The sequence below is a fragment of the Paenibacillus azoreducens genome (assembly GCF_021654775.1).
In the GTDB taxonomy this organism is placed as follows: domain Bacteria; phylum Bacillota; class Bacilli; order Paenibacillales; family Paenibacillaceae; genus Paenibacillus_AQ; species Paenibacillus_AQ azoreducens.
In genome coordinates, this window is the sequence record NZ_AP025343.1 from 2138931 (window position 1) to 2154181 (window position 15251).

Consider the following 15251-nt stretch of genomic DNA (forward strand, 5'->3'; position numbering starts at 1 on the left):
TACTGAAAAAAGTGCCCGAATAAACGATTTTAAATGAGTCTATCATAAAATGAGAGGTTTTTCTAGCAATGATCGTAAAGCTGCTGGGAGGAAACATGCGCCGACACGAAAAAAGGCAGCCCCCTCCCGGTGAAGGAAAGAGCTGCCTTGATTAGCTTTTATTTTGATCGTTTATCCAGACGGATCAGTTTTTTCCGCCCTTGCGTCCGATCTCTTGATAAAACTCCTTGTCATGGTTTTCGGAGGTGGCTTCGCCGCCCTTGCGTCCGATTTCCTGATAAAAGTCCTTGTCATGGTTTTCGGAGGTGGCTTCGCCGCCCTTGCGTCCGATTTCCTGATAAAAGTCCTTGTCATGAGTCTTCGCGGTCGTCTGGCCGCCTTTGTGTCCGATCTCCTGGTAGAATTCCTTGTCATGGTTTTTGGAAGTGGCTTCGCCGCCCATACGTCCTGCTTCTTCTCTGCTCATTTTGGTTTCATTATTACGTGCCATTACAAATCACTCCTTGGTGGATGTTTTTTGTTAGCTGCGCGCATTTTTTACTTACCACATATTCGTCGGAGTGAAACACAATATGATCAAAGCTGGGCGCTATCAAATTTCAATCATCGCTTAAAAACAGGATATAAATATCCGTTATGAAGTTCTGCCGATAGACATTCGCTCCAGACGCAAAATCCATGTCACGGGAGGTTCGACCACAGGCCGGGCCATTTTTCTGACGATCGGCTGGGCCAGGGCAACGGCCAACAGCACCGCCCCTGCAATCAGCAGCATCGCCGCTGCCGGATGATGGATATAGCTGTAAAGGCCCGACACAACGGCCAGACGGATGATAAAACCGTGCAGCAGGAATACGTACAGCGTACGCCGCCCCAAATCAGTGAGATGGCTTTGCCCGAATGGCACCCAGGCCAAAAATGCGGCGGCCGAAGCAAATTGCAGCCCGTATAAGGCAAGCCGGTATAAGCCGGCGTACCATTCGGTGTGTCCAAGCTGCATAAAGGTCATGCTGCCGAAAAGCCAACCTTCCGGCATTTGCAGCCCCCACAAGGCAATAATGACAAACAGCGTTGCCGAGGCAGCGGCGGCAATCATTCTTTTTTTCTTGGTGAAAAATTGCACAAAGGCATCAAACGAAAAATGATAACCGATCACGAAAAAGGGCAGGTATACAAACGTCCGGCTGAAACTTAACCAGGCCCCGTCAAGCGGCAGATAGCCGATCAATACTCCTAGCGCCAGCGAAATCACGACTTGGGTGGTCGGCGAAAGCTTGCGCATCCCCAGCGTCAGCAAACGCCATCCCATATGGCTGGCCAGAAACCAGAGCAGCAGGTATGGAGCGAAAAACGAACGGTGAATGTTTTCCACCCGGAAAACGGTCATATCCAGAAACGAATACAAGCTTTGAAAAATGATATATTGCAAACCGATCTGCAGCAGTGTTTTGCGGCCGGCCGTGCCGTCAAGCCCGCCTTTGGCGAAATACCCGGTCACAAATACAAACAGCGGCATATGAAAGGTAAAAATCCATAGAAATAACGCATGCAGGCCGTCCATTTGATGGATCAACGGCTCAATGGCATTTCCGATAAAAACGGTCAAAATCAAGATAAAACGCAAATTCAAAAAATAGGTTTCTCCCTGCTTGGGCAACGTCTTTACCATGATGACTCCCTCCAATTGATTACATCTTTAAACTACTATGGTTTAAAGGAAAGGATTGTGATTTTAATCACAATAGAAAACGCTAACATTCAAATCAAGTGTGTCAATGTGATGAATTTGTTTCGTATTGACAACCCCAGCCGCTCCGCTGACAATAGGTAGAGACTTCAATATGGAAAGGAGTAGACTTTAATGCGGCAGGATAAGGCAGCTTTAACGCCTGAACTGGTTACTTTCGGTGAGAGTATGGGATTGTTTACGGCGCAGGACTCCAGGGGTTTGGAATATGCTTCGACTCTACATAAATCGTTTGGCGGAGCGGAAAGCAATGTCGCTATCGGCGTGGCCAGATTGGGGCACCAAGCAGGCTGGTTCGGGGCCCTCGGAAGCGATCCGATCGGAACGATGATATATAAAGCGATTCGCGGCGAAGGCGTCGATGTATCGCGTGCGGTGATCAACGCCGAAACGCCGACGGGGCTGATGATCCGTGAAAACACGGCAGGCAAATCTTCGGTTTATTATTACCGCAAGTTTTCCGCAGCAAGCCAAATGCAGCCGGAGCAATTGGATGCGGCGTATATTGAAAACGCTAAAATTTTGCATGTGACAGGCATTACGGCAGCCATTAGCCCATCGGCCTTGGCATGTGTTGAGCGAGCGATGGATATAGCGCGCGGCGCTGGCGTAAAGATCAGCTTCGACCCCAATTTGCGGCTGAAACTGTGGACATTGGAACAAGCACGGGGCGTATTGCTGCGGTTGGCGGAGAAAGCGGATTATTTTCTGCCCGGGCTTGATGAATTAAAGCTTCTTTACAACGTGGAGGAAGCCGAGGCAGTATTTGAAAAGCTCTCGGATTTGAATGCGGTTTCCGTGATCAAGGGCGGGCCCGATTTGACCTATGTGTTGGAGAATGGCAACCTCACGGAAGTCCCTTATTTCAAGGTGGATCAAGTGCTGGATACCGTTGGGGCCGGCGATGGCTTCTGCGCGGGGTTCATTGCGGGTCTGTTAAATGGAAATACGACGGTGGAAGCTGTCCGCCTCGGCAACCTGACGGGTTCGATGGTGATTCAAGCGGTGGGCGATTGGGAGGCGCTGCCGACCTGGGAACAGGTTGAGGCCAAGCTGGCGCGCAAAATGCATATTGAAAGATGATATTTCGTTGAATGTCCGGGGAATACATAGATACCTTTGTGAAAATATTGACAATTTCGGTGATTGTTGTATTCCAATAGACATCGTCCCGGGATTTCCATATAATGAGTGAAAAGGAGCGTATAATTGTGAAAAAACTCCAGGTTTTACAAAAAATCATTGATAGTGGTGTTGTGGCGGTTTTGCGTGGAGACTCTGCGGATCAAGTTGTTGCCATGGCCGAAGCGGCCATTGCCGGCGGCATTAAGGTTATTGAAGTTACTTTGACGGTGCCTGGGGCCCTGCAGGCGATTGAGAAGCTGAGCCGTCTGTACAGCTGGAAAACGGAGGATTCCGACAAGTTTGCCATCATCGGGGCAGGTACGGTGCTGGAGCCTCAAACCGCTCGTGCCGCGATCATGGCTGGGGCCGAATTTGTGGTTGGGCCGTCGCTCAATCCGGAAACGGTTAAAATATGCAATCTGTACCGTGTGCCGGTCATGCCGGGAGTGATGACCGTTGCCGAAGTACAGCATGCCCTGGAGCTTGGCGTCGATATCGTGAAGCTGTTCCCGGGAAATCTGTATGAACCGGGCATCATTAAAGCGATGAAAGGGCCGATGCCGCAGGCGAACTTCATGCCGACTGGCGGGGTATCGTTATCGAATCTTCAGGACTGGATCAAGAGCGGAGCCGTGGCTGTCGGGATTGGGTCTGATTTGACAACCGAAGCCGTCAAGGCAGGCAATATGGATTTGGTGCGGAGCAAGTCCGAACAATATATGCAAGCTTACCGCGCTGCTAAACAGAATTAATGCACGTACGAAGCCCTGCGGGGCTGATATGCGGCTGCTTCAGCCGCTTCCGAGCGGCTGATGAACAGCCTGCCGTCCCTCGGGGCGGCAGGCTGTTCACGTAGCTGCAGCTTCGATAAATCTCGAATTAGAGCAGACAAGGGCATGAAACTTGAACATATGTGGAGGTGCACAAAGAGTGCGGAAGACTGAAACATTGGCTTCTTGGATAGAACAAAGCAACAATATTGTTTTTTTTGGCGGAGCGGGTACCTCGACGGAAAGCGGCATTCCAGATTTTCGCTCCGCCGCCGGTTTGTACCAAACGGAACAGCATTCCCCTTATCCGCCTGAGGTTATGCTCAGCCGCTCCTTCTTCGTCAAGATGCCGGAAATATTTTTTGATTTTTACCGCGGCAAAATGCTCCATCCCGATGCCAAACCCAATGGCTGCCACAGGCTTTTGGCCAAATTGGAGGCGCAGGGCAAGCTGAAGGCCGTGGTTACCCAAAACATTGACGGATTGCATCAAATGGCCGGCAGCAAGGAAGTTTTGGAACTGCATGGTTCGGTACACCGCAATTATTGCATGGGCTGCCGCCGCTTTTTTGAACTGGAGAAGGTGATGGCCAGCAAGCATCTGGTCCCGCGCTGCCCGTACTGCCAAGGGATCATTAAACCGGATGTCGTGCTGTATGAAGAAGCTCTCGACCAGCATGTCCTCATCAGCTCGATGGATAGAATCGCCCATGCCGATTTGCTGATCATCGGTGGTACCTCCCTGACAGTGAATCCGGCTGCGGAACTGGTTTCTTATTTCCGGGGAAGCCGTTCGGTGCTGCTGAATCTGGACCCTACCCCTTACGACAGCAAGGCGGGGCTTATCATTAACGATAAAATCGGAGATGTCATGGAAGAGGTCGGCCAGCTGCTGCGAATATGAAGCTTAAATGGCGGGAGAGAACAACCTCAAATACAGAAAGGCGGAGTTCATATGGCTTACACACCAAGCGAAGCACGTTATGAAGAGATGATTTATAATCGCTGCGGCCGATCGGGACTCAAGCTTCCAGCCATTTCCCTTGGTCTCTGGCATAATTTTGGCGGCGTTAATATGTTTGAGAATGCCCGGGACATGGTTACGCGCGCGTTTGACCTCGGAATTACGCATTTTGACCTCGCGAATAATTATGGACCGCCGCCTGGCTCCGCCGAGGAAACCTTCGGCAAAATCCTGAAGCAGGATCTGCAAGCCTACCGGGATGAGCTGATCATATCGTCGAAGGCCGGGTATTATATGTGGCCCGGGCCTTACGGCGAATGGGGCTCCCGCAAATATCTCATCTCAAGTTTGGATCAAAGCTTAAAGCGGCTTGGCGTGGATTACGTTGATATCTTTTACTCCCACCGGTATGACCCGGATACGCCATTGGAAGAAACGATGATGGCGCTCGATCATATCGTTCGCTCTGGCAAGGCGCTCTATGTGGGCATATCCAACTACCCGGCCGAGCAAACCGCGGAAGCGATTTCGATCCTGAAATCCTTGGGGACTCCGCTTTTAATTCACCAGCCGAATTATTCGATGCTGAACCGCTGGATCGAAAACGGCCTGCAGGAAGTGCTTGAAGCAAATGGAGTCGGAACGATCGCCTATACGCCTCTGCAGCAAGGCCTGCTGACAAACAAATATTTAAACGGCGTTCCGGGCGATTCACGGGCTGCAAGCGCATCCGTCTTTCTGAATGCGCATGATATCACGCCTGAAGCCTTGCGCAAAATCCGCGCATTGAACCAACTGGCTGCGGCCCGCGGCCAAAGCCTGGCGCAGCTTGCGCTGGCCTGGGTGCTTCGCGGCGGAAAGGTGGCTTCGGCTTTGATCGGCGCCAGCCGCGCCAGTCAGATCGAGGACAATGTGGCGGCGCTGAAAAATCTGGAGTTCAGCCGTGAGGAGTTGGACCGTATCGAAGCGATCCTGAAAAAAGAAAACGAGTCGTAAATATCACTATGTTCCCAATTCAAACAACCAGCCCGCATCCCTGTGACAAGGAAGATGCGGGCTTTTGAAATTCGGCCCCGGGCCCAATCAAACGAGACAGTCGTGCATGGAAACAGGCGAAGCCGCCACCAGAGCACGGTATTGGCTTGGCGAATGGCCGCACAGCCGCTTGAACTGCCGCGAGAAATAAAGCGCGTCGGTCAGTCCGACTGAGGCTGCGATCTGCTCGATCGACAGCTCGGGGCGTTCCCGCAGCAGCTTGCGTGATTTATCGATCCTAAGCTTCAGCAGATAAGTCACGGGGGACATGCCGGTCTCTTTTTTGAAAATGCGGGACAGGTAAGCGCGGTTATATCCGAGACTTTCGCTCATTTGTTCGATCGAGACCGGATGTGCGTATTGGGCGGATAAGTAGTGGATCATCTGTTTGACTGTCCGCTGAACCTGGGACTCGATCCCTGTCAGACGGATTTCGCTCGCCAGAATTTCCCGGGCTTCGGAAAACATAAGATACAGATAACCGAGCGCCGCCATATCGGCGCTTTCCTTTTTGCTGTAAAAGGCGTTTGATATATGGCTGATAGACGATGGAATCAGGCTTTCCGGGCCGGTGAACAGCACGCACTGGCCTCCCGTAAAACCGGCGTTTTCAACGAGAGTTTTGGCATCGCTTCCGGAGAACGCCATCCAGCGGTAGCGCCACGGGTCGCTTACATCCGAGGCATAGCTGATCAGCCGGCCGGGATGAATCAGAAAGCAGCTGCCTTCCCCCAGCTCATAGAAATGCTGTTCGGACCGGAATTGGCCCCGGCCGCTCTCCACGTAATGCAGCAAATAGTAATCGTATATTTTGGGTCCGACGATATGCAGCGGTTTGGTCTGGCTTTCACCAGCGAACAGCACATGCAGCGGGCTTTGATCATGATAGACGGGATTGGATGCCACGCTGTAGGTTTCCTGAATGGGCATAAGAAGGACTCCTTTTTTCGATAATGTCGTATATCAACAATTATAAGCGCCAAAGTCACATATATCCATATTGAACAAACATAATTGCATTAACAGACACGGTGTTTTATTTTTATAATCAAATCAGAAAGTAACCATAAGGAAAGGATGGGTGCATCGCAAATGGATTTGAATTCGCTTAAACAGCGGTTTATCGAAAAATACGGAGACAACGGAAACGAGATACGGGCATTTTTGGCTCCCGGGCGCGTGAATCTGATCGGGGAGCATATCGATTATAACGGAGGTTATGTTTTGCCTGCCGCGCTCGAGTTTGGGACGACGCTGCTGGTCCGCCGACGGGAGGATGAAACGATCAGACTTGCCACAACCAATTTTCCATATGAATATGAGTTTAGCCTGAAAGAATTGGGCAATAAAAAAACCGGGGAATGGGTCGACTACGCCATCGGCGTCATGGTGGAAAATAAAAAATCCGGCTGCCCGGTCACGAAGGGATACGATCTGCTTTATCATGGCGAAATTCCGAACGGAGCCGGCCTTTCTTCATCCGCCTCGATTGAAGTGGTGACGGGATTCGCGCTGCAAACGATGGAAGGTTGCACTGCCGACACCGTACAGATCGCGCTTCTATCGCAGAAGGCCGAGAACGAGTACGTCGGCGTCAACTGCGGCATTATGGACCAATTTGCCGTGGCGAACGGCAAGCAGGATCATGCTATCCTGCTGATGTGCGATACGCTGGAATATAAACATGTACCTTTCAGTACAGGGGCTTATAAAATCGTCATCGGCAATACGAACAAGCGCAGAGGGCTCGTGGATTCGGCATACAATGAACGCAGACAGCAGTGCGAAACGGCATTGGACATTTTGAAAAAGGAAATGGGCACGCTCCAATTTTTGGCGCAGCTGAAACCCGAGCAGTTCAGCACGCTCCAGGCACATCTTACGGACGAAACGGTCAGACGGCGGGCCAAACATGTCGTTGAGGAAAATCAGCGGGTTTTGGATTCGGTTGAAGCCTTGAAAAACAACGATCTGATGCGGTTCGGCAAGCTGATGAACGAGTCGCATGCTTCGCTGAGGGATTTGTATGAGGTCAGCTGCGAGGAGCTGGATGTCATGGTCGAGGAAGCGCAGCGCATTCCGGGAACGCTTGGCGCCCGCATGACCGGCGCAGGTTTTGGCGGCTGCACGGTATCCCTTGTACATGAGGAAGATGTCGACCTGTTCGTGCAGCAGGTGGGCCAGGCCTATGAAAAACGCACGGGACTTCGAGCGGAGTTTTATGTGTGCGGTACGGGCGACGGAGTAAAAGAACTGAAGGAGGATAAATGAGATGGCGATTCTGGTAACAGGTGGAGCGGGATATATCGGTTCCCATACGGTAGCTGCATTGCTTGCGCGCGGCGAAGAAGTTGTCGTGCTGGATAATCTGCAAACAGGACACCGCGATGCGCTGCTTGGCGGCAAACTGTATGAAGGCGATTTGCGGGACAAAGAGCTGCTTTCCAAACTGTTTAGCGAAAACAACATCGATGCTGTCATTCATTTTGCGGCCAATTCGCTAGTGGGCGAAAGCATGCAAAAGCCGGTCAAATATTACGACAACAATGTTTTTGGAACGCTTTGCCTGCTGGAAGCGATGGATGCCGCCGGAGTGCGCCGAATCGTTTTTTCTTCCACCGCGGCGACTTATGGCGAACCGGAACGCGTGCCGATTATGGAAAGCGACCGGACGCAGCCGACCAACGTTTATGGCGAAACAAAGCTGATGATGGAGCGGATGATGTCCTGGTTCGATCAGGTTCTGGGCATCAAATACGTCGCCTTGCGTTATTTCAATGCGGCAGGCGCGCATGACAGCGGCAAAATCGGCGAAGATCACCGCCCGGAAAGCCATCTGATCCCGCTGGTGCTGCAAACTGCGCTCAAGCAGCGCGAAAGCATCGCAGTGTTCGGGGACGATTATCCGACAGAGGATGGAACCTGTGTCCGCGATTACATCCATGTAAGCGATTTGGCTGATGCCCACCTGCGTGCGGTGGATTATTTGCGCAAAGGCGAGAGCAGCAACGTGTTTAATCTTGGCATCGGCTCGGGCTTCTCGGTGAAGGAGGTCATTGAAACGGCCAAAAAGGTGACCGGGCTTGAGATTTCTGTAGTCATCCAGCCGCGCCGCGCCGGGGATCCGGCAGTACTGGTCGCCTCCTCCCAAAAGGCGAGGGAAGTGCTTGGATGGAACCCGACCCGCGACAAGCTGGAAGACATCATTCAAAGCGCATGGAGTTGGCACCAAAGCCACCCGCATGGTTACGGAGACTAGTAAGGGGGAGAAGAAGTGACTGTATCCGCAACAGCCAGAACGACAGAACAAACTAAAGCTCTGACCGCAATTGAGCAATTGGTTCACTTTGCGCTCGAGCGTGGATTGATTGAATCCGTGGACGAAGATTACGCCCGCAATCTGCTGCTGGAGATGTTCGGCTTCAGCGAGCCCTATCTCGGGGAAGAGGAGCCGGAACAGCTTGAGGGTCCGCAGCCCGCGCTGGATATTTTGATCGATTATGCTTTTGGTATCGGCCTGTTTCCGGAGAATACGGACACTTACCGCGATCTTTTGAATGCCAAAATCATGGGGAATTTGCTGGCCCGTCCTTCGGAGATGCTGCGGGAATTCAACCGTTTGGCGCATGCACATGGCATCGAGGCGGCGACCAACCGCTTCTACCAGCTATCGATTGACAGCAATTACATCCGCATGGATCGCGTGAGCAAAAATGTCTACTGGGAGCACGAATCCGAATACGGTGTCATTGAGATGACCATCAATTTATCCAAACCGGAAAAGAGCCCGAAGGAAATCGCCATGGCGAAGCTGCTGCCGCCTCCGGTCTATCCGAAGTGTCTGCTGTGCCGCGAAAATGTCGGGTATGCCGGACGGGTTAACCACCCGGCTCGCCAGAACCTCCGGACGATTCCGCTCACGTTGAATGGGGAACCATGGTTCTTCCAATATTCGCCTTACGTGTATTACAATGAGCACTGCATCGTGTTCCATCATGACCATGTGCCGATGAAGCTGACCAAAGACACCTTGCGGCGCCTGCTCGAATTCGTGGATGTTTACCCGCATTATTTTATCGGTTCCAATGCCGATCTTCCGATTGTCGGCGGCTCGATTCTGACCCATGATCATTTTCAGGGGGGACGGCATACTTTCCCGATTCAAACAGCGCCTAAGGAAGCGGTCTTTAGCCATCCCGATTATGCGGGGACAACGGCCAGCATCGTGAAATGGCCGATGTCCGTGCTCCGTCTGACCGGCACGGATAAGGAAATTTTGCTGGAACTAGCCAATAAGATCTATGAAGACTGGAAGCAGTACAGCGATCCGGACGCGGATATCCTGGCATTCAGCGGTGAAGGCGCAAACAAGGTGCCGCATAATACGGTTACGCCGATCGCACACCGTACGCCGGACGGAAGTTATGAAATGGACCTGGTTCTGCGAAACAACCGGACCAGCGAAGAATATCCGGCAGGCATTTTTCATCCGCATGAAGAAATGCATCATATCAAGAAGGAAAATATCGGCCTGATTGAAGTGATGGGCCTGGCGATTTTGCCGGGACGCCTTAAGGAGGAACTGGATCTTACGGCCGATATCCTTGCCGGTGACACCGAGCTTTACGATACCCTGGTAAGGCAGGAGAACCCTTCGCTTGCCCAGCATAAACCGTGGATTATGGAGCTAATTGCGAAGTATGGCAGAAGCCGCAGCAAGGAAGAGGCTTGGAAGCTCGTGCAGTCCGAAGTCGGCAGCATTTTCGTGGAAATATTGGGCCATGCAGGCGTATATAAAAGAACGGAGGCCGGGCAAGAAGCATTCCGGCGCTTCGTATCGCATCTTGGATGCCGTCCGGTTGAGTAATATGATATAACCTCTGACTTATACGAAAACCGCCCGAACTCCCTGCGTTAAGGGAAGGGCGGTTTGTTTTTGTTCCGGATGAAGCATTATAATGGATAGGTACCATTTATATGTTGACTTCGGGAGGCGATGTGAGAGTGAATTCATTTGAATTTCATAATCCGACCAAGCTGATTTTCGGTAAAGGCAAACTGGATGCATTAAAAACAGAAGTCCCGAAATACGGAAAAAATGTCCTGCTCGTATACGGCGGAGGCAGCATCAAACGCAGCGGCCTGTATGACAACGTTAACGCCCTGCTGAAGGAAATCGGCGCCCAGGTAACCGAGCTGAGCGGTGTTGAACCGAATCCGCGTTTATCGACGGTGCATAAAGGTGTAGACCTGTGCCGTGAACATAATATTGACCTGATCTTGGCCGTCGGCGGCGGCAGCGTCATTGACTGTGCGAAGGCAATCGCCGTTGGGGCCAAATACGACGGTGACATGTGGGATTTCGTGGAGCGCAAGGCGGTTGCGAAAGATGCGCTCCCGCTTGGCACCGTGCTGACGATTGCAGCGACAGGATCCGAAATGAACGGCGGTTCGGTTATCACGAACGAAAAAACGCAGGAAAAAATGGGTTGGGGCAGCCCTTATGCGTACCCCGCTTTTTCTATCCTGGATCCCGTTCTTACCTTCACGCTGCCAAAAGACCAAACGGTCTATGGGATGGTCGATATGATGTCCCATGTGTTAGAGCATTATTTCCATAAGGAAACAAACACGCCGGTTCAGGACGGTTTTTGCGAAACGATTCTGCGGACCGTGATCGACACGGCACCCCGACTGATCCATGATCTGGAAAATTATGAAGACCGTTCGACGATTATGTACTGCGGCACGATGGCGCTGAACGGCGTATTGAATATGGGGTATGCCGGGGATTGGGCGACGCACAACATCGAGCACGCCGTTTCGGCGGTATATGATATTCCGCATGGCGGCGGCCTGGCGATCCTGTTCCCGAACTGGATGAAATACAATCTGCATGTGAATCCGGGACGGTTTAAGCAGCTTGCAGTCAATGTATTCCATATCGACCCGGCAGGCAAAACCGACGAAGAAGCCGGGCTTGAGGGCATTCAGGCACTGCGCGACTTCTGGAGTTCCATTGGCGCGCCGAGCCGCCTTGCCGACTATGATATCGATGACAGCCAACTCGAAGTTATGGCCGAGAAAACCGTCCGTTTCGGACCATTCGGCAGATTTAGTACCTTAAATAAAGAAGACGTCGTTGAGATTTACAAGATGTCTTTGTAACAAATAGCGACAAAGGGGCTTTCCGCGAGGAGGCCCTTTTTGCTGATCATTCATATAGCTTTTCTCGTAAAGCATCAAACAATTTAGCTTATGTAAAAAAATGGGACAATTAGGTATAATGGAAGTGTCCAGATTTTTATTGCTCAGATTTAATGGCAGAAATTTTGAAAACGCATACACCAGATTGCCCCGGCCATCAAATTTTTAGACATAATCCATCTTAAATTCATCATACCCGTCGATCATTTGAACTACAGAAATAAGTTGGTTTCCGTGAAATGGACGATAATCAGGATGTAAAAGCGTCATGCGAAGAATTTGAAAAAACGAAGGTGGGACCGCTATGGAGCATAAAAAGAGATATCATGCCAAATCCCTGCAATATCAAAATCGGCTGATTGTGGTGGAAGGACCTGTATCTCCGGAACAACTGCGGGTTATGCGCATGCACCCAGAACTAAATGCATTCCGTCACCCACAGGACCAGAAGCAGGCGCTTGAAGAGATTGCAAGGCTATTGGAAGGCAGAATTATTTTAGCACGCGACGGCCAAACCATTGTCGGCTATGTTACGTTTCATTATCCGGATGAACAAAGTCCTTGGTCGGAACGGAATATGGATGATTTGATCGAATTCGGAGCCATTGAGGTAGCCGGTTCTTACCGCATGCTCGGGTTGGGGAAAGAAATGATGCTGCTTTCTTTTGAGGGCGGTCAAATGGAGGATGCAATCGTATTTGCAACCGAATATTACGAATATTGGGATATACATAACAGTAAGCTCAGCGCATGGGATTACCGCCGGATGACGGAACAATTGTTGAAACATGTCGACATGTTCAGATATGACACAGACGACCCGGAAATATGTTCCCATCCGGCGAACTGCCTGATGGTCCGTATCGGCAAGGATGTGCCGCTATCGTCCATAGAGAAATTTGACCGTATGCGTTTTCGGAGAAGTTTTTTGTATTAACAATCTTTCGGATTCCCATATTTCGTGCCCAGAATTTTTTCCGGCAGGAAAAATTTGAAACAAGATCGAACCTTATTACGTATATCCTTATATAGAATCAATTTCATAATGGATAAAATGCCGAGTGTTTGGCAGTATGAAATTGATTATAGGCAGATTGAAAATTAGGATTTTGCAAAAATCCAAAAAGCGACTTTCTAAGGTCGATATACAGGCCAAAATCCGTTTTACTTGCCCTGTATATTTCATCCGGAAGCGGAACCGAATTTTGCAAAATCCAGGGTTTGGGAGGATGCTACCATGGAAACGCTTTTTTGGAGCTGTCTGGCAGGCGGAATCCTGTTTGCGGTGGTCAGCGTCGTTTTGGGCGATCTGGTCAGCCATGCCCTTGACGGGCTGCTCGACTTTTTGTCGGTCGATTTCCTGAAACCGATGGTCATCGCAAGCGCAGTGACGGTGTTTGGCGGAGCGGGCATTTTGCTTACGCATTACACGAGCTGGAGCAATGCAGCGGTGGTGTTGATATCGGCGGTCCTTGCCATAGTGATTGCGGCGCTTGTTTTTTTCTTTTATGTCAAGCCCATGAACAACAGTGAAAACTCCACCGCATATTCCATCCGCGAACTTTCGGGCCGCATTGGCGAGGTCACCATACCGATTCCCGAATCGGGTTTCGGCGAGGTCATGATCAAGCTCGGGGCCGGGAACACCGTGCATATCGCTTCAAGTCTCGAACGCTGCGTGCTTGCTGCCGGCACAAGGATTGTCGTCGTTGACGTACATGACGGGGTATTGCGTGTTACCAAATTAGACGAGAAAAGAGGAGATGTGGTTTGATGGATTTGCCTGATTACCTGCTTATCCCAATCATCGTTGTCGGGGTTATCATTATTTTGGGATTGGCTTTCTGGGCCCGCTACAAAACGGTAGGTCCGGATGAAGCCATGATCGTAACGGGTTCCTTTTTGGGAAGCAAAAATATTTCGGAGGATGAATCAGGGCGCAAAATCAAGATCGTCCGTGGGGGCGGAGCCTTTATTTTACCGGTTTTTCAGCGGTCGGAGTTTATCTCCTTACTTTCCCACAAGTTGGATGTTTCAACCCCGGAGGTTTATACCGAACAGGGGGTTCCGGTTATTGCCGACGGCGTAGCCATCATCAAGGTTGGCGGTTCGATCGAGGACGTCGCGACGGCGGCGGAACAATTTATCGGCAAACCGATTGATGCGCTGAAGGGTGAAGCCCAAGAGGTGCTGGAAGGCCATCTGCGGGCGATTCTCGGCTCCATGACCGTGGAGGAAGTGTACCGGAACCGCGACAAGTTCGCGCAGGAGGTTCAAGGCGTGGCGGCCCGTGATTTGAAGAAAATGGGGCTGCAGATCGTCTCCTTTACGATCAAGGATGTCCGCGACAAGCAGGGATATCTGGATGCGCTCGGCAAACCCCGGATAGCAGCGGTGAAGCGGGATGCCGAAATCGCGGAGGCCGAAGCAATGCGGGACGCACGGATTCAAAAGGCGAATGCCGAAGAGCAGGGGCAGAAGGCCGAGTTGCTGCGCGATACGAACATTGCCGAAGCCACGAAGGAAAAAGAGCTGAAGGTCGCGTCCTTTAAGAAAGATCAGGACACTGCCAAGGCTGAAGCCGACCAGGCATACCATATCCAGGAAGCCCGCGCCAAGCAAACGATGGTCGAAGAACAGATGAAGGTCGAACTGGTCCGCAAGGAACGCGAAATCGACTTGCAGGAAAAAGAAATTATGGTTCGGCAAAAGCAATACGACGCCGAAGTGAAGAAAAAAGCGGATGCCGACCGTTACGCTGTCGAGCAGGCGGCCGAAGCGGATAAAGCGCGTAAAATGCGCGAGGCCGACGCATTGCAGTATTCCATTGAAACGCAGGCCAAAGCATCAGCAGAACAGAAACGTCTGGAAGGTCAGGCAATTGCCGATGCGGAGCGGGCCAAAGGTACCGCCGAAGCCGAGGTTATCCGCTTGCGCGGTCTGGCCGAAGCCGAAGCGAAGGAAAAACTCGCGGAAGCGTTCCAGAAATTCGGAGAAGCAGCCGTGCTCGACATTATCGTCAAGATGCTGCCTGATTTGGCAGGGAAAATCGCGCAGCCGATTTCCTCGATCGACAAGCTTACGGTCGTGGATACGGGAAAAGGCGAAGGCGCGGCCCGCGTGAGCAACTATGTGACCGAACTGATGTCCACCGCACCGGAGATGCTGAAAAACGTATCCGGCATCGATGTTGAAGGGTTGATCAAAAACTTGACGGGAAAATCGAAACCTGCTCCGGTCGTGGCCCAGCAGGAACGCGAGCTGGTGAATCTCGAAGCGGGGGCGGCGCAGGAAGATTAATTCGCCGTATAGTACGCAATAGAAATTGATGTATCAAGAAGGCATGGGATAAAGCCGTGAAGGCTTCCGTTCCATGCGCAAGCGTTGGTCGATCAACAAAAAA

General features: G+C 51.3%; 13 protein-coding genes and 1 pseudogene. 11 read left to right on the plus strand and 3 right to left on the minus strand.

Annotated elements, in window-relative coordinates:
• Positions 1-190 precede the first annotated feature (190 nt).
• Positions 191-490 (minus strand): annotated as a pseudogene (locus tag L6442_RS09155) (KGG domain-containing protein); the annotation flags it as partial.
• 144 nt (positions 491-634) lie between these two features.
• On the minus strand, positions 635-1669 hold the full coding sequence (locus tag L6442_RS09160; RefSeq protein ID WP_212979800.1) for an acyltransferase family protein: 1035 nt from the start codon (positions 1667-1669) through the stop codon (positions 635-637).
• A gap of 192 nt (positions 1670-1861) precedes the next feature.
• Between L6442_RS09160 and L6442_RS09165 the strand changes: the two genes are divergently transcribed.
• The 4 genes from L6442_RS09165 (at position 1862) to mgrA (ending at position 5602) form a co-directional block, all read left to right on the plus strand.
• Positions 1862-2830, plus strand: a complete 969-nt coding sequence (locus L6442_RS09165; protein ID WP_212979801.1) for a sugar kinase — start codon at positions 1862-1864, stop codon at positions 2828-2830.
• Positions 2831-2958: 128 nt separating this feature from the next.
• Positions 2959-3624, plus strand: coding sequence for a bifunctional 2-keto-4-hydroxyglutarate aldolase/2-keto-3-deoxy-6-phosphogluconate aldolase (locus L6442_RS09170; protein ID WP_194232289.1), 666 nt, complete (start codon positions 2959-2961; stop codon positions 3622-3624).
• Between the two features lie 178 nt (positions 3625-3802).
• Entirely contained in the window at positions 3803-4546 is a 744-nt protein-coding gene (locus tag L6442_RS09175) for an NAD-dependent protein deacylase (protein WP_212979802.1), read from the plus strand.
• A 51-nt stretch (positions 4547-4597) separates the two neighbouring features.
• Positions 4598-5602 (plus strand): L-glyceraldehyde 3-phosphate reductase, encoded by a 1005-nt coding sequence (mgrA, locus tag L6442_RS09180; protein ID WP_212979803.1) that lies wholly within the window; start codon positions 4598-4600, stop codon positions 5600-5602.
• Between the two features lie 87 nt (positions 5603-5689).
• Here the strand turns inward: mgrA and L6442_RS09185 are convergent, their stop codons facing one another.
• On the minus strand, positions 5690-6571 hold the full coding sequence (locus L6442_RS09185; RefSeq protein WP_212979804.1) for an AraC family transcriptional regulator: 882 nt from the start codon (positions 6569-6571) through the stop codon (positions 5690-5692).
• Between the two features lie 162 nt (positions 6572-6733).
• Between L6442_RS09185 and L6442_RS09190 the strand changes: the two genes are divergently transcribed.
• From L6442_RS09190 to L6442_RS09220, 7 genes are all read left to right on the plus strand, one after another.
• On the plus strand, positions 6734-7912 hold the full coding sequence (locus L6442_RS09190; protein ID WP_212979805.1) for a galactokinase: 1179 nt from the start codon (positions 6734-6736) through the stop codon (positions 7910-7912).
• A gap of 1 nt (position 7913) precedes the next feature.
• Positions 7914-8900, plus strand: a complete 987-nt coding sequence (gene galE / locus L6442_RS09195; protein WP_212979806.1) for a UDP-glucose 4-epimerase GalE — start codon at positions 7914-7916, stop codon at positions 8898-8900.
• A gap of 15 nt (positions 8901-8915) precedes the next feature.
• Positions 8916-10508 (plus strand): UDP-glucose--hexose-1-phosphate uridylyltransferase, encoded by a 1593-nt coding sequence (locus tag L6442_RS09200; RefSeq protein WP_212979807.1) that lies wholly within the window; start codon positions 8916-8918, stop codon positions 10506-10508.
• 137 nt (positions 10509-10645) lie between these two features.
• Positions 10646-11809 (plus strand): iron-containing alcohol dehydrogenase, encoded by a 1164-nt coding sequence (locus L6442_RS09205; RefSeq protein WP_212979808.1) that lies wholly within the window; start codon positions 10646-10648, stop codon positions 11807-11809.
• 343 nt (positions 11810-12152) lie between these two features.
• Complete coding sequence (locus L6442_RS09210) at positions 12153-12785, plus strand: GNAT family N-acetyltransferase (RefSeq protein ID WP_212979809.1); 633 nt, start codon at positions 12153-12155, stop codon at positions 12783-12785.
• Positions 12786-13085: 300 nt separating this feature from the next.
• On the plus strand, positions 13086-13622 hold the full coding sequence (locus tag L6442_RS09215) for an NfeD family protein (protein WP_212979810.1): 537 nt from the start codon (positions 13086-13088) through the stop codon (positions 13620-13622).
• Positions 13622-15148 (plus strand): flotillin lipid rafts scaffold protein FloT, encoded by a 1527-nt coding sequence (locus L6442_RS09220; protein WP_212979811.1) that lies wholly within the window; start codon positions 13622-13624, stop codon positions 15146-15148. Before L6442_RS09215 ends, L6442_RS09220 begins: the two co-directional genes overlap by 1 nt.
• Positions 15149-15251: the final 103 nt, after the last annotated feature.

Bases quoted from the DNA above. Each gene is read 5' to 3' on its own strand.
- L6442_RS09160 (WP_212979800.1), bottom strand. From the start codon at position 1,669: ATGGTAAAGACGTTGCCCAAGCAGGGAGAAACCTATTTTTTGAATTTG.
- L6442_RS09165 (WP_212979801.1), top strand. From the start codon at position 1,862: ATGCGGCAGGATAAGGCAGCTTTAACGCCTGAACTGGTTACTTTCGGT.
- mgrA (WP_212979803.1), top strand. From the start codon at position 4,598: ATGGCTTACACACCAAGCGAAGCACGTTATGAAGAGATGATTTATAAT.
- L6442_RS09185 (WP_212979804.1), bottom strand. From the start codon at position 6,571: ATGCCCATTCAGGAAACCTACAGCGTGGCATCCAATCCCGTCTATCAT.
- L6442_RS09190 (WP_212979805.1), top strand. From the start codon at position 6,734: ATGGATTTGAATTCGCTTAAACAGCGGTTTATCGAAAAATACGGAGAC.
- galE (WP_212979806.1), top strand. From the start codon at position 7,914: ATGGCGATTCTGGTAACAGGTGGAGCGGGATATATCGGTTCCCATACG.
- L6442_RS09210 (WP_212979809.1), top strand. From the start codon at position 12,153: ATGGAGCATAAAAAGAGATATCATGCCAAATCCCTGCAATATCAAAAT.
- L6442_RS09215 (WP_212979810.1), top strand. From the start codon at position 13,086: ATGGAAACGCTTTTTTGGAGCTGTCTGGCAGGCGGAATCCTGTTTGCG.
- L6442_RS09220 (WP_212979811.1), top strand. From the start codon at position 13,622: ATGGATTTGCCTGATTACCTGCTTATCCCAATCATCGTTGTCGGGGTT.